The organism is Schlegelella aquatica, assembly GCF_026013905.1.
GTDB lineage: Bacteria > Pseudomonadota > Gammaproteobacteria > Burkholderiales > Burkholderiaceae_C > Caldimonas > Caldimonas aquatica.
The window spans coordinates 1,184,755-1,206,580 of the sequence record NZ_CP110257.1; the positions used below are offsets into that span (position 1 = coordinate 1,184,755).

Annotated in this window: 16 protein-coding genes; 6 read left to right on the plus strand and 10 right to left on the minus strand. The window is 67.6% G+C overall.

The features are described from left to right. Positions 1 to 8 precede the first annotated feature (8 nt). Positions 9 to 1,979, minus strand: coding sequence for an acetoacetate--CoA ligase (locus OMP39_RS05380; RefSeq protein ID WP_425340670.1), 1,971 nt, complete (start codon positions 1,977 to 1,979; stop codon positions 9 to 11). Positions 1,980 to 2,564: 585 nt separating this feature from the next. On the opposite strand from OMP39_RS05380, the gene OMP39_RS05385 reads away from it, so the two are divergent. Both OMP39_RS05385 and OMP39_RS05390 read left to right on the plus strand, forming a co-directional pair. Beyond that, a complete protein-coding gene (locus OMP39_RS05385; RefSeq protein WP_264893779.1) occupies positions 2,565 to 2,957 on the plus strand; it encodes a hypothetical protein in 393 nt (130 codons plus the stop codon). Further along, positions 2,954 to 3,304, plus strand: a complete 351-nt coding sequence (locus tag OMP39_RS05390; protein ID WP_264893780.1) for an ArsC family reductase — start codon at positions 2,954 to 2,956, stop codon at positions 3,302 to 3,304. Before OMP39_RS05385 ends, OMP39_RS05390 begins: the two co-directional genes overlap by 4 nt. Positions 3,305 to 3,387: 83 nt before the next feature. On the opposite strand, the gene acnA is transcribed toward OMP39_RS05390, so the two are convergent. From acnA to OMP39_RS05435, 9 genes are all read right to left on the minus strand, one after another. Then, positions 3,388 to 6,147: an aconitate hydratase AcnA gene (gene acnA, locus OMP39_RS05395; RefSeq protein ID WP_264893782.1), complete on the minus strand. Its 2,760-nt coding sequence runs from the start codon at positions 6,145 to 6,147 to the stop codon at positions 3,388 to 3,390. 159 nt (positions 6,148 to 6,306) lie between these two features. Next, complete coding sequence (gene acnB / locus OMP39_RS05400; RefSeq protein ID WP_264893783.1) at positions 6,307 to 8,889, minus strand: bifunctional aconitate hydratase 2/2-methylisocitrate dehydratase; 2,583 nt, start codon at positions 8,887 to 8,889, stop codon at positions 6,307 to 6,309. Between the two features lie 474 nt (positions 8,890 to 9,363). Further along, complete coding sequence (locus tag OMP39_RS05405; protein WP_264893784.1) at positions 9,364 to 9,834, minus strand: hypothetical protein; 471 nt, start codon at positions 9,832 to 9,834, stop codon at positions 9,364 to 9,366. A gap of 133 nt (positions 9,835 to 9,967) precedes the next feature. Further along, entirely contained in the window at positions 9,968 to 11,158 is a 1,191-nt protein-coding gene (gene prpF, locus OMP39_RS05410; protein ID WP_264893785.1) for a 2-methylaconitate cis-trans isomerase PrpF, read from the minus strand. An 11-nt stretch (positions 11,159 to 11,169) separates the two neighbouring features. Beyond that, positions 11,170 to 13,782: a Fe/S-dependent 2-methylisocitrate dehydratase AcnD gene (gene acnD, locus OMP39_RS05415; RefSeq protein ID WP_264894446.1), complete on the minus strand. Its 2,613-nt coding sequence runs from the start codon at positions 13,780 to 13,782 to the stop codon at positions 11,170 to 11,172. A 112-nt stretch (positions 13,783 to 13,894) separates the two neighbouring features. Next, entirely contained in the window at positions 13,895 to 15,052 is a 1,158-nt protein-coding gene (prpC, locus tag OMP39_RS05420; protein WP_264893786.1) for a bifunctional 2-methylcitrate synthase/citrate synthase, read from the minus strand. Between the two features lie 58 nt (positions 15,053 to 15,110). Then, positions 15,111 to 15,998, minus strand: coding sequence for a methylisocitrate lyase (gene prpB / locus OMP39_RS05425; RefSeq protein WP_264893788.1), 888 nt, complete (start codon positions 15,996 to 15,998; stop codon positions 15,111 to 15,113). After that, positions 15,995 to 17,032: an HpcH/HpaI aldolase/citrate lyase family protein gene (locus OMP39_RS05430; RefSeq protein ID WP_425340663.1), complete on the minus strand. Its 1,038-nt coding sequence runs from the start codon at positions 17,030 to 17,032 to the stop codon at positions 15,995 to 15,997. The genes prpB and OMP39_RS05430 overlap by 4 nt, the downstream gene beginning before the upstream one ends. A gap of 101 nt (positions 17,033 to 17,133) precedes the next feature. Then, positions 17,134 to 18,120 (minus strand): malate dehydrogenase, encoded by a 987-nt coding sequence (locus tag OMP39_RS05435; protein ID WP_264893790.1) that lies wholly within the window; start codon positions 18,118 to 18,120, stop codon positions 17,134 to 17,136. A gap of 193 nt (positions 18,121 to 18,313) precedes the next feature. Here OMP39_RS05435 and OMP39_RS05440 point away from each other — a divergent pair, with 193 nt between their 5' ends. The 4 genes from OMP39_RS05440 to sdhA all read left to right on the plus strand — a co-directional run bounded on the left by OMP39_RS05440 (position 18,314) and on the right by sdhA (position 21,810). Continuing rightward, complete coding sequence (locus tag OMP39_RS05440) at positions 18,314 to 19,090, plus strand: GntR family transcriptional regulator (protein WP_264893791.1); 777 nt, start codon at positions 18,314 to 18,316, stop codon at positions 19,088 to 19,090. A 92-nt stretch (positions 19,091 to 19,182) separates the two neighbouring features. Further along, a complete protein-coding gene (gene sdhC / locus OMP39_RS05445) occupies positions 19,183 to 19,611 on the plus strand; it encodes a succinate dehydrogenase, cytochrome b556 subunit (RefSeq protein WP_264893792.1) in 429 nt (142 codons plus the stop codon). A 25-nt stretch (positions 19,612 to 19,636) separates the two neighbouring features. Continuing rightward, positions 19,637 to 20,035 (plus strand): succinate dehydrogenase, hydrophobic membrane anchor protein, encoded by a 399-nt coding sequence (gene sdhD, locus OMP39_RS05450; protein ID WP_264893795.1) that lies wholly within the window; start codon positions 19,637 to 19,639, stop codon positions 20,033 to 20,035. Further along, positions 20,035 to 21,810 carry a succinate dehydrogenase flavoprotein subunit gene (gene sdhA, locus OMP39_RS05455; protein WP_264893797.1) on the plus strand — a complete coding sequence of 592 codons (1,776 nt, stop codon included), beginning with the start codon at positions 20,035 to 20,037 and terminating at the stop codon, positions 21,808 to 21,810. Before sdhD ends, sdhA begins: the two co-directional genes overlap by 1 nt. Positions 21,811 to 21,826: the final 16 nt, after the last annotated feature.

A 21,826-nucleotide genomic window follows, 5' to 3' on the forward strand; every position in this document is an offset into this window, starting at 1 on the left:
GCCGGGGCTCAGGCGGCCTGGCGCTTGCGCGCCAGCGCCTGGTACCACGCCAGGCACTGCGGGTTGGCCATCGCGTCCCGGTTGACCACCTTCTCCACCGGGTGCCCGAGGAAGAGCTTCTTGATCGGCACTTCCTGCTTCTTGCCCGACAGCGTGCGCGGAATCTCCGGGGCCTGGAAGATCTGGTCCGGCACGAAGCGCGGCGACACGGCCGTCTTGATCGCGTCGGCGATGCGCGCCTCGAGCGACGCGTCGAGCGTGTGCCCGGGCCGCAGCACGACGAACAGCGCCATCCAGCTCGGCCGGCCCAGGTACTCGAGGTCGATCACCATCGAGTCCAGCACCTCGGGCAGCGCCTCGACCGCCGCGTAGATCTCGCTCGTGCCCAGCCGCAGGCCGTGCCGGTTGATGGTGGCGTCGCTCCTGCCGTAGATGACGCAGCTGCCGTCCGGGAAGATGCGCAGCCAATCGCCGTGCCGCCACACGCCGGGAAAGACGTCGAAGTAGCTCGACAGATACCGCTTGTGCCCCTCGTCGCCCCAGAAGTAGAGCGGCATCGAAGGGATGGGCCGGGTGCACACCAGTTCGCCGACCTCGTCCATCACCGGCTCGCCGGCCTCGCTCCACGCCTCGACGGCCGCGCCCAGGTAGCGGCATTGCATGCGCCCCGGCGTCTGCGGCAGCTCGCGATGGCCGCCGACGAAGGCGCCGCAGAAGTCCGTGCCGCCCGAGATGTTGCTCCACCAGATGTCCGGCGTGCCGAGCCGCTCGAACTGCGCAGAACCCCAGCGCTGCACCTCCTCGGACAAGGGCGAGCCGGTCGATCCCAACGCGCGCACGCGCGACAAGTCGCCGCACGAGGCGAGATCGACGCCGGCCTTCATGCAGTTGGCGTAGAACGCAGCCCCGGCGCCGAAGTAGGTGACCCCGTGCCGGGCCGCGAAGCGCCACAGCACGGTCCAGTCCGGCCGCTCTTTCGAGCCGCCCGGGCTGCCGTCATAGAGGCAGATGGTCGTGCCGTTGAGCAGGCCGCTGACCTGCGCGTTCCACATCACCCATCCGGTACTGCTGTACCAGTGGAAGCGCTCGCCGAAGCTGTTGGGCTCGTAACTCGCGCCCAGGTCCCCGTGCTTGTTGTTGGCCGCCGCGGTGAGCAGGATGCCCCCGTGCCCATGCACCAGGGCCTTCGGCAAGCCGGTCGTGCCGCTGGAGTAGACGATCCACAGCGGGTGGTCGAACGGCAGCCACTGCGGCTCGAAGCGCGAGACGGCCTCCTCATCACGGGCCAGGGCCTGCGCGAAGTCCAGGTCGGCCGGCAGCCGGCGCGCGGCAAACGGGCTGCGCAGGACCACGAGGCGTTGCACCGAGGGCAGCGCCTCGCGCAGTTGCGCGACGATCTCGCTGCGATCCTGCGGGCGGCCGGCGTAGTGCACCCCGTCGGCCGCCAGCAGCACCTTGGGCTCGATCTGCCGGAAGCGATCGGCCACCGCCTGCGTGCCCATGTCGGGCGCGCACACGCTCCAGATCGCGCCCAGACTCGCGCACGCGAGGAAGGCGATGACCGTTTCCGGCACATTGGGCAGGTAGGCCGCCACGCGGTCCCCGCGCCCCACGCTCAGCTCGCGCAGCGAAAGCGCCATCGACGCTACCTGCCGCTGCAGTTCGGGCCACCCGATCTCGCGCACCTCGCCCTGCTCGTTCTCGGCGACGATGGCCGGCTGCCCCGCCGCGTGTGCGCGCGCCGCGTGCCTCAGCACGCGTTGCGCATAGTTCACCTTCGCGCCCACGAACCATCGCGCGCCGGGCATCCGTGGCTCGGCGAGCACCCGTTCGTACGCGGTGGGCGACTCGAACTCGTCGTACTCCCAGATACTGCTCCAGAAGCCTTCGAGGTCGGTCACGGACCAGCGCCACAACGCCTCGTAGTCGGCAAACTCCAGGCCGCGGTGCTCGCGCAGCCACTCGCGATAAAGACGCATCTTGGGCACGTAGGGGGCCTTGTTCACTGAACACGCTCCGGTCACGGCGAGACACCTCCTCGATGTCGGGAGGAGGGCGCGGCCTCGGGGCAGCGCCTGGTGGTTCGAGGGTAGGGCGAGGCGACGTCACGGACCAGCTAGGGTTTGTCCCGCCGCCTCGAGGCGCGGTGTTTGTCGCCGAGGTGACTGCCGACGCCCGGCGATTCCCCTTCACGCAAGGAGGTCCCGGGTGCTCGTTAGCATCGAGCATCGAGTCGCGCTTGCTCTCGCCCTGCTTGTCGCGCAGCCCCCGGGCCCGTCGGGCGAGGGCCCCGCGCAGCCGGGGTGTCGCGGGCGCTGCGAAAGGTCACTGTCATGCGTTGCATTGCCCCTTGCCCGACCCTCGTGCGCGGTGCCCCCCGGGCCCCCGTCCCGCCGCCTGGCCGGCCCCCCGGCAGCGAGCCGCCCTGCCTCGCGGGCAGCTGCGGCGGGGAAGCGTCCCTGCGCGGGCGGCTGCGAGGGGTGGCGGCCCTCGTCGCCCTCGCCGCCGCCGGGTGTGCCGGCTACGGCCCGCAAGGCCTTTCTCCCGGGGCGCCGGAGCAGGCCGTGGTCCAACGCATGGGCCCGCCCACGGGGGTGCACCCCCGGCCCGAAGGGGGCAAGCGGCTGGAGTTCGCGCGTGGGCCGATGGGGCGTCACACCTTCATGGTCGATCTCGATCCGGGCGGCCGCGTGCTGCAATGGGAACAGGTGCTGACGGAGGCACGCTTCAATGCCTTGCAGGCCGGCCTGTCCCGGCAGGAAGTGCTGTACCGCCTCGGTCGGCCCTCTCATGAAATGCACATCCCGCGCCGCCACGAGCGGGTCTGGTCCTACCGGTACGAATCGCCCTTCTGCCAGTGGTTCCAGGTGAGCCTGGACACCCGCACCGACCGGGTCACGCAGACGGGGTATAACGTCGATCCCCTGTGCGACGCGAACGACCGCGAAGACCGATGACAGAAGTCACCCTCTACGGCATCCCGAACTGCGACACCGTCAAGAAGGCCCGCCGCTGGCTGGACGAGCAGGGCGTGCCGTACCGCTTTCACGATTTCAAGAAGCTCGGCGTGCCCGCCGAGCGGCTCGCGCACTGGGTGGCGACGCTGGGGTGGGAGGCTCTCGTGAACCGCCGGGGCACCACCTGGCGCAAGCTGCCCGCGCAGGAGCAGGCCCGGGTGGTGGACGCCAAGAGCGCCGAGGCCGCGCTGGCGGCCCACCCCAGCCTCATCAAGCGCCCGGTGGTCGAAGCCGGCGCGAAGGTGCTGGTGGGGTTCGACGAGGCCGCCTACGCAACGCTGAAGTAAGGAAGGCAGCAGCAAACGGGGAGGGGGTGCCGCCGCACCCCCTTACTGCTCGCAGTCACGCAGTCCCTGCGCGAGGACGAGACTCACACCGCGAGGAGCTGCCGCAGCACGTAGGGCAGGATGCCCCCGTGCTTGTAGTAGTCCACCTCGATGGGCGTGTCGATGCGCAGGCGCAGCGTCACACGTTGCTCCGAGCCGTCGGGCCGGCGGATCACCAGCGTGGCATCCTGCTGCGGGCGGATCTCCTCGCCGAGCTCGATGTCGAACTCCTCGTCGCCCTTGATGCCGAGCGACTCCCACGAGTCGTCGCCCATGAACTGCAGCGGCAGCACGCCCATGCCGACCAGGTTGGAGCGGTGGATGCGCTCGAAGCTGCGGGCGACCACGGCCTTGATGCCCAGCAGCTGCGTGCCCTTGGCCGCCCAGTCGCGCGAGGAGCCGGTGCCGTATTCCTCGCCAGCGAAGACGATCGTCGGCGTTCCCTGCGCGATGTATTTCATCGCGGCGTCGTAGATGAACATCTTCTCGCCGCCGGGCTGGAACAGCGTGAGGCCGCCTTCCTCTCGCGAGCCGTCGGGCCCCGGCGGGATCATGAGGTTCTTGATCCGCACGTTGGCGAAGGTGCCGCGCATCATCACCTCGTGGTTGCCGCGCCGCGAGCCGTAGCTGTTGAAGTCCGCCTTGAGCACGCCGTTTTCCTTCAGCCACTGGCCGGCCGGCGAGTTCTCCTTGATCGAGCCGGCCGGGGAGATGTGGTCGGTCGTGATCGAGTCGCCGAAGAGCGCCATGGCCCGTGCGCCCCGGATGCTCGTGCCCGACGCCTGCGGCTCGAGCGTGAAGTCCTTGAAGAAAGGCGGTTCGGCGATGTAGGTGGACTTCGGCCAGTTGTACACCTGGCCCTTCACGCCCTTGATCTCCTCCCACAGCTTGCCCGGCTTCTTCGTGACCTTCTCGTAGTTCTCCTTGAAGGCCTTCGGGTCCATCGCGTACTTCATCAGCCGGTAGACCTCGTCGCTCGACGGCCAGATGTCGCCCAGGTAGATGTCGCGCCCACCCTTGCCCTTGCCGACCGGCTCGGTCATCAGGTCCTTGGTGACGTTGCCCGCGATGGCGTAGGCGACCACCAGCGGCGGCGAGGCCAGGAAGTTCGCCTTCAGGTTGGGGTGGATGCGCGCCTCGAAGTTGCGGTTGCCCGACAGCACTGCGGCGCAGACGAGGTCGTTGTTGACGATGGCCTCGTTGATCTCGGGCGCCAGGTCACCCGCGTTGCCGATGCAGGTGGTGCAACCGTAGGCGGCCACCGCGAAGCCCAGCTTCTCCAGGTAGGGCAGCAGGCCGGCCTTCTCCAGGTACTCGGTGACGATGCGCGATCCCGGCGCGAGCGAGGTCTTGATGTGCGGCTTGACCTTGAGGCCGTATTCCACCGCCTTCTTCGCCAGCAGGCCGGCGGCCAGCAGCACGCCCGGGTTGGACGTGTTGGTGCACGAAGTGATCGCGGCGATCAGGACGTCGCCATTGCGCAGATCGATGCCGTTGGAGGTGGTGTACACCTGTTCGAGCTTCTCGGCCGGCTGGTTGAAGCCGTTTTCGGCCACCGGCTTGCTGAACAGCTCGGTGAACGTGCGCTTCAGGTGGCCGATCTCGATGCGGTCCTGCGGGCGCTTGGGGCCGGCGAGGCTGGGCGCCACCTGTCCCAGATCGAGCCGCACCACCTTGCTGTAGTGGATCTCGCCTGCGCGCGGGATGCCGAACAGCCCTTGCGCGCGGAAGTAGGCCTCGAATGCCTCGATCTCGCGCTTGCTGCGCCCCGTGCCGCGGAAGTACTCGATCGTCTTCTCATCAACCGGGAAGAAGCCCATCGTCGCGCCGTACTCCGGCGCCATGTTGCCGATCGTCGCACGGTCGGGCACCGCCAGCGAGGCCGTGCCTTCGCCGAAGAACTCCACGAACTTGCCCACCACCTTCTCGCGGCGCAGGATCTCGGTGATCGTGAGCACCAGGTCGGTGGCCGTCACGCCCTCGCGCAGTTGGCCGGTGAGCTCGAAGCCGACCACGTCGGGGGTGAGGAAGTACACCGGCTGCCCGAGCATGCCTGCCTCGGCTTCGATGCCGCCCACGCCCCAGCCCACGACGCCGATGCCGTTGATCATCGTCGTGTGGCTGTCGGTGCCGACCAGCGTGTCAGGGTAATAGACCCCGTCGTTGCGCTGGTGCACGCCTCGCGCCAGGTACTCCAGGTTGACCTGGTGCACGATGCCGAAGCCCGGAGGCACGACGCCGAAGGTCTCGAACGCCTGCATGCCCCACTTCAGGAACTCGTAGCGCTCGCGGTTGCGCTGGAACTCGAGCTTCATGTTGAGGTCCAGCGCCTTCTTGTTGCCGTAGTAGTCGATCATCACCGAGTGATCGACCACCAGGTCCACCGGCACCAGCGGCTCGATCAGCTTCGGGTTCTTGCCCATGCGGTCGGCCACCGAGCGCATCGCGGCCAGGTCGGCCAAGAGCGGTACACCGGTGAAGTCCTGCAACACCACTCGCGCGACGATGAAGGGGATCTCGTCCACCCGCTCGGCGTTGGGCTGCCAGTTGGCGAGCTGGGCCACGTGCTCCGGCGTCACCTTCTTGCCGTCGCAGTTGCGCAGCACGCTTTCCAGCACGATGCGGATGGACACCGGCAGCTTGTGGATATTGGGGTACTGCTTGGCCAGCTCGGGCAGCGAGAAGAACTTCCCCTCTCGGCCCGAGGCCGTCTGGAAGGTCTTGAGCGTGCGTGCGAAGGCGTGATCCACTGTCTTGCCCGCGGTCTTGCCGGGCTTCTGCGCTTTCTTCTCGGCGATGGCCATCGTGAAACTCTCCGTGAAGCGGTGGGATGAAGGGGGGTACCGGAACATTGTCGCAGTTTGCCCGTGACTTGGTAGTGTCACACCCACGAAGCAAACCGGGGCCCCGCAGGGCCCCGGTGTCGGTTCACGGCAGCCGCTCGGCCGCCCGCACCAGCCGGCTTACGCCACGTCCTTCGCGACCTCGCGGTACTCCTCGATCTGGTCGAAGTTCATGTACCGGTAGATCTTGTCGGCATCCTTGTTGATGATGCCCATCTCCGCGTGGTACTCCTCGACCGTCGGGATGCGGCCCAGGCGCGAGCAGATCGCGGCCAGTTCCGCCGAGCCGAGGTACACGTTGGTGTTCTTGCCCAGGCGGTTCGGGAAGTTGCGCGTCGAGGTGGACATCACCGTGGCGCCCTCACGCACTTGGGCCTGGTTGCCCATGCACAGCGAGCAGCCGGGCATCTCCATGCGGGCACCGGCCGTTCCCAGAACGCCGTAATGGCCTTCCTTGGTCAGCTCGGCCGCGTCCATCTTGGTCGGCGGGGCCACCCACAGGCGCACCGGGATGTCCTTCTTGCCTTCCAGCAGCTTGGAGGCCGCGCGGAAGTGGCCGATGTTGGTCATGCACGAGCCGATGAACACCTCGTCGATCTTGGCGCCCTGGACCTGCGAAAGGAACTTCGCGTCGTCCGGGTCGTTCGGGCAGCAGACGATGGGCTCCTTGATCTCGTCGAGGTCGATCTCGATGACCGCGGCGTACTCGGCATCGGCGTCCGGCTCCAGCAGCTGCGGGTTGGCCAGCCACTGCTCCATCGCGGCGATCCGGCGCTCCAGCGTGCGCTTGTCCTGGTAGCCGTTGGCGATCATCCACTTGAGCAGCGTGATGTTGCTGTTCAGGTACTCGATGATCGGTTCCTTGTTCAGGCGCACCGTGCAGCCGGCCGCCGAGCGCTCGGCCGACGCGTCGGACAGCTCGAACGCCTGTTCGACCTTCAGGTCCGGCAGGCCTTCGATCTCGAGGATGCGGCCCGAGAAGATGTTCTTCTTGCCCTGCTTCTCGACGGTGAGCAGCCCCTGCTTGATGGCATATAGCGGGATGGCATGCACCAGGTCACGCAGGGTGATGCCCGGCTGCATCTTGCCCTTGAAGCGCACCAGCACCGATTCAGGCATGTCCAGCGGCATGACGCCGGTGGCCGCGGCGAAGGCCACCAGGCCCGAGCCGGCCGGGAATGAGATACCGATCGGGAAGCGCGTGTGCGAGTCACCGCCCGTGCCCACGGTGTCGGGCAGCAGCATGCGGTTGAGCCAGGAGTGGATCACGCCGTCGCCCGGTCGCAGCGCGACGCCGCCGCGGGTGCTGATGAAGGTCGGCAGCTCGCGGTGCATCTTCACGTCCACCGGCTTCGGGTAGGCGGCCGTGTGGCAGAACGACTGCACCACCAGGTCGGCCGAGAAGCCCAGGCACGCCAGGTCCTTCAGCTCGTCGCGCGTCATCGGGCCGGTGGTGTCCTGGCTGCCGACGGTGGTCATCTTGGGCTCGCAGTAGGTGCCCGGGCGCACGCCCTGGCCCTCCGGCAGGCCGCAGGCACGGCCGACCATCTTTTGCGCGAGCGTGTAGCCCTTGCCCGTGTCGACCGGGGCCTTGGGCAGGCGGAAGGCGGTGGACGCGGGCAGGCCCAGGAACTGGCGGGCGCGGCCTGTCAGCGAGCGGCCGATGATGAGGTTGATGCGCCCGCCGGCGCGCACCTCGTCGAGCAGCACCTCGCTCTTGAGTTGGAACTGGGCGATCACCTCGCCGTTCTTCTCGATCTTGCCGGCGTAGGGGTAGATGTCGATGACGTCGCCCATCTCCATCTTGGAGACGTCGACCTCGATCGGCAGGGCGCCGGAGTCTTCCTGCGTGTTGAAGAAGATCGGGGCGATCTTGCCGCCGAGGCACACGCCGCCGAAGCGCTTGTTCGGCACGTACGGAATGTCCTCGCCGGTGTGCCAGATCACGCTGTTGGTGGCCGACTTGCGCGAGGAGCCCGTGCCCACCACGTCACCGACATAGGCGACCAGGTGGCCTTTCTTCTTCAGCTCCTCGATCAGCCTGAGCGGGCCGACCTTGCCGGGCTCGTCCGGCTCGATGCCGGGGCGCGGGTTCTTGAGCATGGCCAGCGCGTGCAGCGGGATGTCGGGGCGGCTCCACGCGTCCGGCGCGGGGGACAGATCGTCGGTGTTCGTCTCGCCCGGCACCTTGAAGACGGTGACGGTGATCTTCTCCGGCACGGCCGGGCGCGAGGTGAACCACTCGGCGTCGGCCCACGACTGAATCACCGCCTTCGCGTGGGCGTTGCCGGCCTTGGCCTTCTCGGCCACGTCGTGGAAGTAGTCGAACATCAGCAGGGTCTTCTTCAGACCCTCGGCCGCGATGCCGCCCACCTCGGCGTCGTCGAGCAGGTCGATCAACGGCTTGACGTTGTAGCCGCCCACCATGGTGCCCAGCAGGTCGGTCGCCTTGGCACGGCTGATGAGCCCCACCTGCACGTCGCCATGCGCCACGGCGGCCAGGAACGAAGCCTTGACCTTGGCTGCATCGTCGACCCCCGGCGGCACGCGGTGGGTGAGCAGATCCAGCAGGAACTGCTCCTCGCCGGCGGGCGGGTTCTTCAGCAGTTCGATCAGCTCGGACGTCTGCTGGGCGGTGAGGGGCAGCGGCGGGATGCCGAGCGCGGCGCGCTCGGCCACGTGTTCACGATAGGTTTGCAGCATGTGGGGCTCCGGAGAATGTCGGCAGCAAGGGCCGACTCCGCTATTTTATGTCTTATATAAGAGTGAAGAAAGGCCGAGGCTCGCACAAGCCGCGCCAGCATTTCGCCGGCGGGACCGAGGGACGAACCGGTGCGACCACCGAAACGGCGGGCGGGACAGGACGAACGGGAAGGGCGAAGGGAAGGGCGGAGGGAAGGGCGGAGGGAAGGGCGGAGGGAAGGGCGGAGGGAAGGGCGGAGGGAAGGGCGGAGGGAAGGGCGGAGGGCTGCCGGCGGCAGCCCTTTCCAGGCGCCCGCGACGCGGCGTGGCGGGCGGAAGCGTTCCCCCTCAGGCCGGCGGTGATCCGGCCATGCCCGACGGCGTGCAGGGTGAGGGTGACGGAAGCGTTCCCCCTGAGGGAGGGGGTGGTCCGCCAGAAGCTGCGGGCCTCCGAAGACCGGGGGTGCCGGTGGTGGCCCGCGTTCGCTCAGCGGCTCAGTTGATGAGGGCGGCGGCGCGCATCGACCCCGAGGTGGCGCGCTGGCGCTCGTGCACGCACTCGTCCACCATGCGCTGGCCGGTGCGGGTGTTCAGCAGCATCGACTTGTTGGCGATCTGGATGTAGAGCGCCTCGCCACGCACGTCCTCCAAGCGCATCGCCCCGGTGGAGGAGAGCACGGGCTTCATCAGGTAGGTGCGCTTGCCGTGCCGCAGGTCCACGTAGCCGGGATGCTTCTCGCTGCGGATCACGTCCACCGACTGATTGAACTCGCATTGGCTCGTGCCCAGCAGGACCATGTCCGCGGCGGCCAGCTGCTCGGGCGAGGCTTGCGCGACGACCGTCTGCGAAGCCGCGGCGGCCTTGTCTTTCTTCTTGGCGGGCGAGCTTTGCGCTTGTGCCAGCCCGGCGCATACCAGCAGCACGGCAAGGGCCAATCCAGCGGCCCGAATGGAAGTCTTGTTCACGGTCGTCTCCTCATCAAGGACGCGCAGCGCCCAGGTCCCTGGATTGTGGGCCGGTGCATTTTGTAACGACAGCGGCGCCGATGTCGAAACGCGACAAATTGCAGGCGGCGCCGGTCTTCGCGAGGAGGAGCGATCAGAACGAGTCGGCCGGCACCCGCACCCAGCCTTCCATCAGCACCCGGGCGCTGCGGCTCATCAGGGCTTTGGTGACTTTCCAGTCGCCCCCCACCTGGTGCGCCTCGGCCCCCACCCGCAAGGTGCCGGAGGGGTGACCGAACCGCACCGACTGCCGCGTGCCCCCGCCCGCCGCGAGGTTGACGAGCGTGCCGGGGATGGCGGCGGCCGTGCCGATGGCCACCGCGGCCGTGCCCATCATGGCGTGGTGGAGCTTGCCCATCGAGAGGGCCCGCACCAGCAGGTCGATGTCCTCGGCGCGCACCGTCTTGCCGCTGGAGGCGACGTAGGTGCAAGGCGGCGCGACGAAAGCGATCTTCGGCGTGTGCTGGCGCTTGACCGCTTCGTCGGGATGGGCGATCAGCCCCATGCGCACGGCGCCGTGGGCACGGATCGTCTCGAACATGGCGAGCGCCTTCGGGTCGCCGTTGATCGCGTCCTGCAGCTCGGTGCCGGTGTAGCCGATGTCGGCCGCGTTGACGAAGATCGTCGGAATGCCCGCATTGATCATCGTCGCCTTGAGCGTGCCGACCCCCGGCACCTCCAGGTCGTCTACCAGACGCCCCGTCGGGAACATCGCGCCTCCGGCGCCTTCTTCCTCGGCGGCCGGGTCCAGGAACTCGAGCTGCACTTCCGCGGCAGGGAAGGTGACCCCGTCGAGTTCGAAGTCGCCTGTCTCCTGCACCTGACCGTCGGTGATCGGCACGTGGGCGATGATGGTCTTGCCGATGTTGGCCTGCCAGATGCGCACGGTGCACAGGCCCTCGCGCGGCACGCGCGCCGCGTCGATCAGGCCCGCCGCGATGGCGAACGGGCCCACGGCCGACGAGAGGTTGCCGCAGTTGCCGCTCCAGTCCACGAAGGCCTGGTCGATCGACACCTGCCCGAACAGGTAGTCCACGTCGTGGTCGGGGCGGGAGCTCTTGGCGACGATGACCGCCTTGCTGGTGCTCGAGGTCGCGCCGCCCATGCCGTCGATCTGCTTGCCGTACGGGTCGGGGCTGCCGATGACGCGCATGAGCAGCCGGTCGCGGGCCTCACCGGGCACCTGGCAGCGGGCGGGCAAGTCCTCCAGTCGGAAGAACACGCCCTTGCTGGTGCCGCCTCGCATGTAGGTGGCCGGGATGCGGATCTGCGGTGCGTGGGGCATGGCGGGCTCCTTCAAGCGGCGGCGCGGTGCGCTTCGAGGAAGTCCTGCGCGAAGCGTTGCAAGACGCCCCCGGCTTCGTAGATCGACACCTCCTCGGCCGTGTCCAGCCGGCAGGTGACAGGCACTTGCAGCGTCTGGCCGTCCTTGCGGTGGATGACGAGGGTCAGGTCGGCGCGCGGCTTGCGCTCGCCGATCACGTCGAAGGTCTCGGTGCCGTCGATGCCGAGCGTCAACCGTGTGGTGCCCGGCTTGAACTCGAGCGGCAGCACGCCCATGCCGATCAGGTTCGTGCGGTGGATGCGCTCGAAGCCCTCGGCGACGATCGCCTCGACACCCGCCAGCCGCACGCCCTTGGCCGCCCAGTCGCGCGAGGAGCCCTGGCCGTAGTCGGCACCGGCGATGATGATGAGCGGCTGCTTGCGGCCGATGTAGGTCTCGATCGCCTCCCACATGCGCATGATCCGGCCCTCCGGCTCGACGCGGGCGTAGGAGCCTTGCTTGACCTTGCCATCGACCACGACCATCTCGTTCTTGAGCGTCGGGTTGGCGAAGGTCGCGCGCATGGCCGTCAGGTGATCGCCGCGGTGGGTCGCGTAGGAGTTGAAGTCCTCCTCCGGCAGGCCCATTTTCGCCAGATACTCGCCCGCCGCGCTGTCCGGCAGGATGGCGTTGGACGGCGAGATGTGGTCGGTGGTGATGTTGTCGCCCAGCACCGCCAGCGGCCGCATGCCCTTCAACGTGCGCGGGCTGGCCGCCAGGGCGCCCACGCCCTCTTTGTCCCAGTAGGGCGGGCGACGGATGTAGGTGCTCCGCGGCCGCCAGTCGTACAAAGGTTTGACCTGCGCCACGCCCTCGTCCTTCTTCTCGAACATCGGGATGTAGACCTGGCGGAAGTGCTCGGGCTTGACGCTGGCCTGCACCATCGCGTCGATCTCCTCGTCCGAGGGCCAAAGGTCTTTCAGCGTGATCGGCTGGCCCTCAGGCGTGGTGCCGAAGGCGTCGCGCTCGATGTCGAAGCGGATGGTGCCCGCGATCGCGTAGGCCACCACCAGCGGCGGCGAGGCCAGGAAGGCCTGCTTGGCATAGGGGTGGATGCGTCCGTCGAAGTTGCGGTTGCCCGAGAGCACGGCCACGGCGTAGAGGTCGCGCTCGATGATCTCCTGCTGGATCTTCGGGTCCAGCGCGCCGGACATGCCGTTGCAGGTCGTGCAGGCGAAGCCGACGATGCCGAAGCCGAGCTTCTCCAGCTCTTGCTTGAGGCCGGCTTCCTCGAGGTAGAGCGCCACGGCCTTCGAGCCGGGCGCCAGCGAGGTCTTGACCCACGGCTTGCGTGCCAGGCCCAGGCGGTTGGCGTTGCGCGCCAAGAGGCCCGCCGTGATCACGTTGCGCGGGTTGCTGGTGTTGGTGCAGCTCGTGATGGCCGCGATGATGACGGCGCCGTCCGGCATGAGGCCGGGCGTTTCCTCCCAGGGCTTGGCGATGCCCTTGGCCGCCAGGTCCGTGGTCGCCACGCGCGCATGGGGATTCGACGGGCCGGCCATGTTGCGCACGACGCTGGAGAGGTCGAACTTCAGCACCCGCTCGTACTCGGCGTCCTTCAACGTGTCCGACCACAGGCCCGCCGTCTTGGCGTAGATCTCGACCAGCTTCACCTGCTCGTCGCTGCGGCCCGTGAGCTTGAGGTAGTCGAGCGTCTGCTGGTCGATGGAGAACATCGCGGCGGTCGCCCCATACTCGGGCGCCATGTTCGAGATGGTCGCGCGGTCGCCGAGGGTGAGGCTCGCGGCGCCTTCGCCGTAGAACTCGAGGTACGCCCCCACCACCTTCTGCTTGCGCAGGAACTCGGTCAGCGCCAGCACGATGTCGGTCGCGGTGATACCGCGTCCCGGGCGGCCGCTCAGCTCGACCCCCACGATCTCCGGCAGCCGCATCCACGAGGCGCGGCCGAGCATCACGTTCTCGGCCTCTAGGCCGCCCACGCCGATCGCGATGACGCCCAGGGCGTCGACGTGCGGCGTATGGCTGTCGGTGCCCACCAAGGTGTCGGGGAAGGCCACGCCGTCCCTCGCGTGGATCACCGGCGACATCTTCTCCAGGTTGATCTGGTGCATGATGCCGTTGCCCGCCGGGATCACGTCCACGTTCTGGAACGCGTGCTTGGTCCACTCGATGAAGTGGAAGCGGTCCTCGTTGCGCCGGTCCTCGATCTCGCGGTTCTTGCGGAAGGCGTCCGGGTCGAAGCCGCCGCACTCCACGGCCAGGGAGTGGTCCACGATCAGCTGCACCGGCACCACCGGGTTCACCAGCGCCGGGTCGCCGCCGGCCGCAGCGATCGCATCGCGCAGACCGGCCAGGTCCACCAGCGCCGTCTGCCCGAGGATGTCATGGCACACCACGCGCGCCGGATACCACGGGAAGTCCCGGTCGCGCCGGCGTTCGATCAGCTGCTTCAACGACTCGCTGAGGATCTGCGGATCGCAGCGGCGCACGAGGTTCTCTGCCAGCACTCGGGACGTGTACGGCAGCTTGTCGTAGGCGCCCGGCTGGATCGCCTCGACCGCCTCGCGGGCGTCGAAGTAGTCCAGTGGCGTGCCGGGCAGTGGCTTGCGGTGGGCGGTGTTCATGGTCATGGTTCCCGGTGCATCCACCGTGGGAGGGGCGCGGCCCGACGGCCCGTTGTGCCGGGGCCCCGCTTCTCGGCGGCCCGCGGCGCCACCTCCTCGGCGGTCTGTGGTTTCAAGCGCGTTCGTGGAGGGGCACGAACTTCAGATCCTCCGGCCCGATGTAGTTGGCGCTGGGCCGGATGATCTTGCCGTCGATGCGCTGCTCGATGATGTGGGCGCTCCACCCCGACGTGCGCGCAATCACGAAGAGCGGGGTGAACATCGCGGTGGGCACGCCCATCATGTGGTAGCTCACGGCGGAGAACCAGTCCAGGTTCGGGAACATCTTCTTGATGTCCCACATCACGGCCTCCAGTCGCTCGGCGATCTCGAACATCTTCATGTTCTTCGCGTCCGCCGACAGCCGCCTTGCGACCTCCTTGATCACCTTGTTGCGGGGGTCGCTCACCGTGTAGACCGGGTGGCCGAAGCCGATGATGACCTCCTTGTTCTCCACGCGGCGACGGATGTCGGCCTCGGCCTCGTCCGGGGAGTCGTAGCGCTTCTGGATCTCGAAGGCCACCTCGTTGGCCCCGCCGTGCTTGGGGCCGCGCAGTGCGCCGATCGCGCCCGCGATGCACGAGTACATGTCCGAGCCGGTGCCGGCGATCACCCGGCCGGTGAAGGTCGAGGCATTGAACTCATGCTCGGCGTAAAGGATGAGCGAGGTGTGCATGCTGCGCACCCACAGCTCGCTCGGCGTGCGGCCGTGCAGCAAATGCAGGAAGTGGCCGCCGATCGAGTCGTCGTCCGTTTCGACCTCGATGCGCTTGCCGTTGTGGCTGTAGTGATACCAGTAGAGCAGCATCGAGCCGAGGCTCGCCATCAGCTTGTCGGCGATGTCGCGTGCGCCCGGATGGTTGTGGTCGTCCTTTTCGGGCGAGACGCAGCCGAGCGCCGAGACGCCCGTGCGCATCACGTCCATCGGATGGGCCGAGGGCGGCAACTGCTCGAGCACGGTCTTGACCGCCGCCGGGATGCCGCGCAGCGCCTTCAGCTTGGCCTTGTAGGCGGTCAGTTCTGCCAGGTTGGGCAGCTTGCCGTGCACCAGCAGGTAGGCGATCTCCTCGAACTCGCAGGTCTCGGCGATGTCCAGGATGTCGTAGCCGCGGTAGTGCAGGTCGTTGCCCGTGCGCCCCACGGTACACAGGGCGGTGTTGCCGGCGGCAGTGCCGGACAGGGCGACGGACTTCTTCGGCTTGAAGCCGGGGGTGGCGGTGGCCTCGGTCATGGAGATCTCCTCGGGATTGTCAGGTTGCCGGATCAGGGCGTGGCGCGTGGTGTGGCGATCACTTGCGCGACGACGAGAACAGCGCGTCCAGCCGCTGCTCGTAGTCGTGGTAGCCGATGCGCTCGTACAGTTCCTCGCGGGTTTGCATAAGGTCCAGAACGTTCTTCTGCGTGCCGTCGCGGCGGATGGCCTGGTACACCGTCTCGGCCGCCTTGTTCATCGCGCGGAAGGCCGACAGCGGATACAGCACCATCGCCACGTCCGCCGAGCGCAACTCGTCGACGGTGAACAGCGGCGTCTTGCCGAACTCGGTGATGTTGGCGAGCACCGGCACCTTCACCGCATCGACGAAGCGCTTGTAGGTGGGCAGGTCGTAGGCCGCTTCGGCGAAGATGCCGTCGGCGCCCGCTTCCACGCACTTGATGGCCCGCTCGATGGCCGCATCGACGCCCTCCACCGCGATCGCGTCGGTACGTGCGATCAGGAAGAAGTCCGGGTCCGTCTTCGCATCCGCCGCGGCCTTGACCCGGTCGGCCATCTCCTGCGCGGAGACGATCTCCTTGCCCGGGCGGTGGCCGCAGCGCTTGGCACCCACCTGGTCCTCGATGTGGCAGGCCGCCGCGCCGAACTTGATGAGGCTCTTGACCGTGCGAGCGATGTTGAACGCGCTCGGGCCGAAGCCGGTGTCGATGTCCACCAGCAGTGGCAGGTCGCACACATCCGTGATGCGGCGCACGTCCACCAGCACGTCGTCCAGGGTATTGATGCCCAGGTCCGGCATGCCGAGCGATCCGGCCGCGACGCCGCCGCCGGACAGGTAGATCGCGCGGTAGCCGGCGCGCTGGGCCAGCAGGGCGTGGTTGGCGTTGATCGCGCCGATGATCTGCAGGGGCGATTCCTGGCGAAGCGCCTCGCGGAAACGGGCGCCGGGGCTGGGTCGGGTCATGATCGGTTCTCCTGGAAGAAGGCCTCGAGGACGTCCTGCGGCAGAGGCCGTCCGGTGCGGTGGGCACGCGCAAGCACGTGCCAGTAGTAGCGGTAACTGGCGCGGTCGTGCAGCGTGTCGCGCCCGCCCGTGCGGTGGCGAATCGGCGCCCAGCCGGCGGCCCGGGCGGCGAGGAGGATCTCGCAGGCGTCCTGCACGTCCGCCTCGTCGGGGGCAAAGGCCTCCAGGATGGGGCGGATCTGCGCCGGATGGATGCTCCACATGCGGGTATAGCCCAACTCGCGCGCCGCCCGCCGCACCGCCTGGCCGAGCGCCTGCGTGTCGTTGAACTCGGTGACGACGCAGTGCGAAGGCGTCTTGCCCGCGGCATGGCAAGCGGCGGCGATCTCCAGCTTGGCCCGCACCACCAGCGGGTGCTCGAACTGCCCCCGCGCCGTCATCGCGCTCGCGGGAACGGCTGCGCGGTGGGCCGAGACGAAGTCCATCAGGCCGAAGGACAGCGATTGCACCTGCGGCAAGGCCGCGATGGCCTGCACGTCGCGCAGTGCGCCGTGCGTTTCGATCAGCAGGTGCACCGGCACCTGCGGCGACAAGCCCGCGGCACGCTGCGCCGCCTCGATGCAGTCGCAGGCCCGCCGCGCTTCGCCCAGATCCGCCACTTTGGGAACCATCACATAGGCCAGGCGCTCGCCGGCCCGGCTGAACAACGTCTGCAGATCCCCTTCGAAGGCGGGGTGACCGACGCCGTGCACGCGCGCGCCGACCCGGTTCCAGCGATTGCTGCGGCCGGCCACCAGCTCGGCGATGAGGGCGATGTGCTCCTGCTCGCCGCCGACCGGGGCCCCGTCCTCGGCGTCGAGGGTCACATCGAACAGCGCCCGGCCCGCCGCCTCGCCCATCTCGGCCTGCAGCTCCAGGCTCTTTCGCATGCGCGCCTCCACGCCGGCATAGTGATCGCACACCGGCAGGTCGGGCATCGCCTCGCCCGCCTCGAACAGCGCGTCGGCGGGATGAACGGGGAGGGGGGTGGACACGGTTGACGTTTACGTAAACTGAAGGCCCGGGTCGAAAAAAAGGCCGACAGGCGGCATGCGTGTCGGCCTTTCTTGGCGGGCCTGTCGGCCCGCGTGGCCGATCAGAGCAGGTGCTTCACGCCGTCTTGCTCTTCCTGCAGTTCCTTGAGCGTGATGTTCAAGCGCTCCTGGCTGAACTCGTCGATCGGCAGGCCCTCGACGATCTTGTATTCGCCGCCTTCGCAAGTGACAGGGTAGCCGAAGATCACGTCCTTCGGGATGCCGTACTCGCCGTTGGACGGCACGCCCATCGTCACCCACTTGCCGTTGGTGCCCAGGGCCCAGTCGCGCATGTGATCGATCGCCGCGTTGGCCGCCGAGGCCGCCGAGGACAGGCCGCGCGCCTCGATGATCGCCGCGCCGCGCTTGCCGACGGTGGGCAGGAACACGTTGCGGTTCCACTCCTCGTCGTTGATCATCTCCTTGACGGACTGACCCTCGATGGTCGCGAAGCGATAGTCGGCGTACATCGTGGGCGAGTGGTTGCCCCACACGGCCATCTTCTCGATGCTGGCCACCGGCTTGCCGGTCTTGGCGGCGATCTGCGAGAGCGCGCGGTTGTGGTCCAGGCGCAGCATCGCGGTGAAGTTCTTGCGCGGCAGATCCGGCGCCGACTTCATCGCGATATAGGCGTTGGTGTTGGCCGGGTTGCCCACCACCAGCACGCGCACATTGCGCGAGGCCACGGCGTTCAGCGCTTTGCCCTGGGCCGTGAAGATCTGGGCGTTGGCCGAGAGCAAGTCCTTGCGCTCCATGCCGGGGCCGCGCGGGCGGGCGCCCACGAGCAGCGCGTAGTCGGTGTCCTTGAAGGCCGTCATCGGGTCGCTGTGGGCTTCCATGCCGGCCAACAGCGGGAAGGCGCAGTCTTCCAGCTCCATCATGACGCCCTTGAGGGCCTTCTGGGCCTTCTCGTCGGGGATCTCGAGCAGTTGCAGGATGACGGGCTGGTCCTTGCCCAGCATTTCGCCGGAAGCGATGCGGAACAGCAGGGCGTAGCCGATCTGGCCGGCCGCGCCGGTGACGGCCACGCGTACGGGTTTCTTGCTCATCTGAGACTCCAGGGAAATCGTGGATTGCGGAAGGAAGGAAATCCGAGGCAACCGAGCGGCCGCCCGTTCCAGCGCGAAGTGTAGGCGAGTCTAGGCGCCGCACCCCCGGGATGTCAACAGTCTTATGTCTTATATAAGACATCTTTCATCAGTGTCTGGACTTCGAGCGGGGGATGTGATGCAATCGCGCCTCATGGCCACCCAGCCCCCGACTCCCGGCCCTGACGCGCCTGTTTCCAGCGGCGAAACGGGCGGGCCGGCCTTCAGCCCGTTGTACCAGCAGATCAAGGCGCTCATCACCCGCAGTCTGCAGTCGGGGGAGTGGAAGCCCGGCGAGGCCATTCCCAGCGAGGTCGATCTGGCTGCCCGCTACCGCGTGAGCCAGGGCACGGTGCGCAAGGCCATCGACGAACTCGCCGCCGAGAACCTCCTCGTGCGCCGGCAGGGCAAGGGTACCTTCGTGGCCACCCATGCCGAGGAGAAGATCCAGTACCGGTTCCTGCGGCTGACCCCCGACGACGGCGTGACGGGGCCCATCGAGCGCAAAGTCATCGAATGCCGTCGCCAGCGTGCCCCCTCGGAGGTGGCTCGCGCACTGGACCTGAAGGCGGGGGACGCCGCCGTGCAGATCCGCCGCTTGCTCTACTTTCGCGCCCGCCCGGTGGTCCTGGACGACATCTGGCTGCACGGCACCTTGTTCAAGGGGCTCACGGCCGAGCGGCTCACCGACTACCGGGGGCCGATGTACGCGCTGTTCGAGCAGGAGTTCGGCGTGCGCATGATCCGCGCCGAGGAAAAGCTGCGCGCCGTCGGCGCCGATGCGCCGGCGGCCGAGTTGCTGCAAGTCGCGCCGGGTTATCCGCTGCTCAGCGTGGAGCGCCTGTCCTACACCTACGGCGACAAGCCGGTGGAGTTCCGTCGGGGCCTGTACAACACCGCTTCGCACTTTTATCGGAACGAACTGCAATGAAGTGCGCTTTGCGGACGTGATGCCCGCGTTCGCGGTGGTGCATTGCAATAAAATCGACTGGTTTCACCTTCGTTACAGATCAAAGGTCGGGTATGCCTGAAATGACCAGACAACGGCCGGTGTTCCGGAACATTCACGTCACGGACATCGTCAAGTACCGCCTGCCGCCCGCGGGCATCGTGTCGATCCTGCATCGCATCAGCGGAGCCTTGTTGTTCCTGCTGATGCCGCTCCTGATCTGGCTGTTCGACAAGAGCCTGACCTCCGAAATCACCTACTCCCAGTTCACCTCGGCCTTCGTCGCCGGGTTGTGGATCTTCCCCGGCTGGTTCATGAAGCTGGTGGCCCTGGCCATGATCTGGGCCTACCTGCATCACTTCTTCGCGGGCTTGCGGCACCTGTGGATGGACGTGTTCCACACCGTCAGCAAGGAGCAAGGGCGTTCGTCGGCGATCTTCACGCTCGTCGCGAGCCTGGCGCTGACTGTCGTGCTCGGCGCGAAGCTCTTCGGCCTGTACTGATCCGCATACCCACTCGATACCCACGATGAGCACCAACTACGGATCCAAGCGCCTGGTCGTCGGCGCGCACTACGGCTTCCGCGACTGGCTGGCCCAGCGCGTGACGGCCGCCCTCATGGCCCTGTTCACCATCGTCCTGATCGCCCAGGTCCTGTGGCCCTGGTACCGCCGCGACGATGCCGGCAACCGCCTGGAGCCCATCGTCGGCTACGACAAGTGGGCCGGCATCTTCTCGCAGCAGTGGATGAAGGTCCTCACCTTCGTCGTGATCGTCTCGCTGCTCTACCACGTCTGGGTCGGCATGCGCGACATCTGGATGGACTACATCAAGCCGGTCGGCATCAAGCTCGCGCTGCAGGTGTTCACGATCGTGTGGCTGGTGGGTTGCGCCGGGTGGGCGATCCAAGTGCTCTGGAGGCTGTAATGCAAATTGGAACTTCTCTGCCCACCCGCCGTTTCGACGTCGTCATCGTCGGTGCCGGTGGCTCCGGCATGCGCGCGTCGTTGCAGCTCGCGCTGGCCGGCCTGAACGTGGCCGTGCTGTCCAAGGTCTTCCCGACCCGATCGCACACCGTCGCCGCGCAAGGCGGCATCGGCGCCTCGCTCGGCAACATGAGCGAGGACAACTGGCACTACCACTTCTTCGACACCGTCAAGGGCTCCGACTGGCTGGGTGACCAGGACGCCATCGAGTTCATGTGCCGCGAGGCACCGAAGGTCGTCTACGAGCTCGAGCACTTCGGCATGCCGTTCGACCGCAACCCCGACGGCACGATCTACCAGCGCCCCTTCGGTGGCCACACCGCCAACTACGGCGAGAAGCCCGTGCAGCGCGCCTGCGCCGCGGCCGACCGCACCGGCCATGCGTTGCTGCACACGCTGTACCAGCAGAACGTCAAGGCCCGCACCCACTTCTTCGTCGAGTGGATGGCACTGGACCTCATCCGCGACGCCGACGGCGACGTGGTCGGCGTGACGGCCCTCGAGATGGAGACCGGCGAGGTTCACATCCTGCACGCCAAGACGGTGCTCTTGGCCACCGGCGGTGCCGGCCGCATCTACCAGGCCTCGACGAACGCCTTCATCAACACGGGTGACGGCCTCGGCATGGCCGCGCGCGCCGGCATCCCGCTGGAAGACATGGAGTTCTGGCAGTTCCACCCGACCGGCGTGGCCGGCGCGGGCGTGCTGCTGACGGAGGGCTGCCGCGGCGAGGGTGCCATCCTGCGCAACGCCAACGGGGAGCGCTTCATGGAGCGCTATGCCCCGACGCTGAAGGACCTCGCTCCGCGCGACTTCGTCTCGCGCTCGATGGACCAGGAGATCAAGGAAGGTCGCGGCTGTGGTCCCAACAAGGACTACGTGCTGCTCGACATGACGCACCTGGGCGCCGAGACGATCATGAAGCGCCTGCCCTCGGTGTACGAGATCGGCAAGAACTTCGCGAACGTCGACATCACGAAGGAGCCGATCCCCGTGGTGCCCACCATCCACTACCAGATGGGCGGCATCCCGACCAACATCCACGGCCAGGTGGTCGTGCCCAAGAACGGCAACCCCAACACGATCGTCAACGGCCTGTATGCCGTGGGCGAGTGCTCCTGTGTCAGCGTACACGGCGCCAACCGCCTCGGGACCAACTCGCTGCTCGACCTGGTGGTCTTCGGTCGTGCTGCGGGCAACCACATCATCGAGTTCAACCTCAAGAACAAGGCTCACAAGCCGCTGCCCAAGGACGCCGCCGACCGCACCCTGGCGCGGCTGGCGCGTCTCGAATCGAGCACGCAAGGCGAGTACGCCCAGGACGTGGCCAACGACATCCGCCGCACGATGCAGACGCACGCCGGCGTCTTCCGCACCCAAGCCAGCATGGACGAGGGCGTGCGCAAGATCGCCGAGCTGCGCGAGCGGGTGAAGGCCATCGGCCTGAAGGACAAGTCCAAGGTGTTCAATACCGCGCGTGTCGAGGCGCTGGAGGTCGAGAACCTCATCGAGGCCGCCCAGGCCACGATGGTCTCGGCGGCCGCCCGCAAGGAAAGCCGCGGTGCCCATGCGCACAACGACTACCCGAACCGGGACGACGCGAACTGGATGAAGCACACGCTGTGGTTCAGTGAAACCAACAGCCTGGACTACAAGCCGGTCAATCTGAAGCCGCTGACGGTGGATTCGATCCCGCCGAAGGTGCGCACGTTCTGAGGCGTCACTCGAGTCG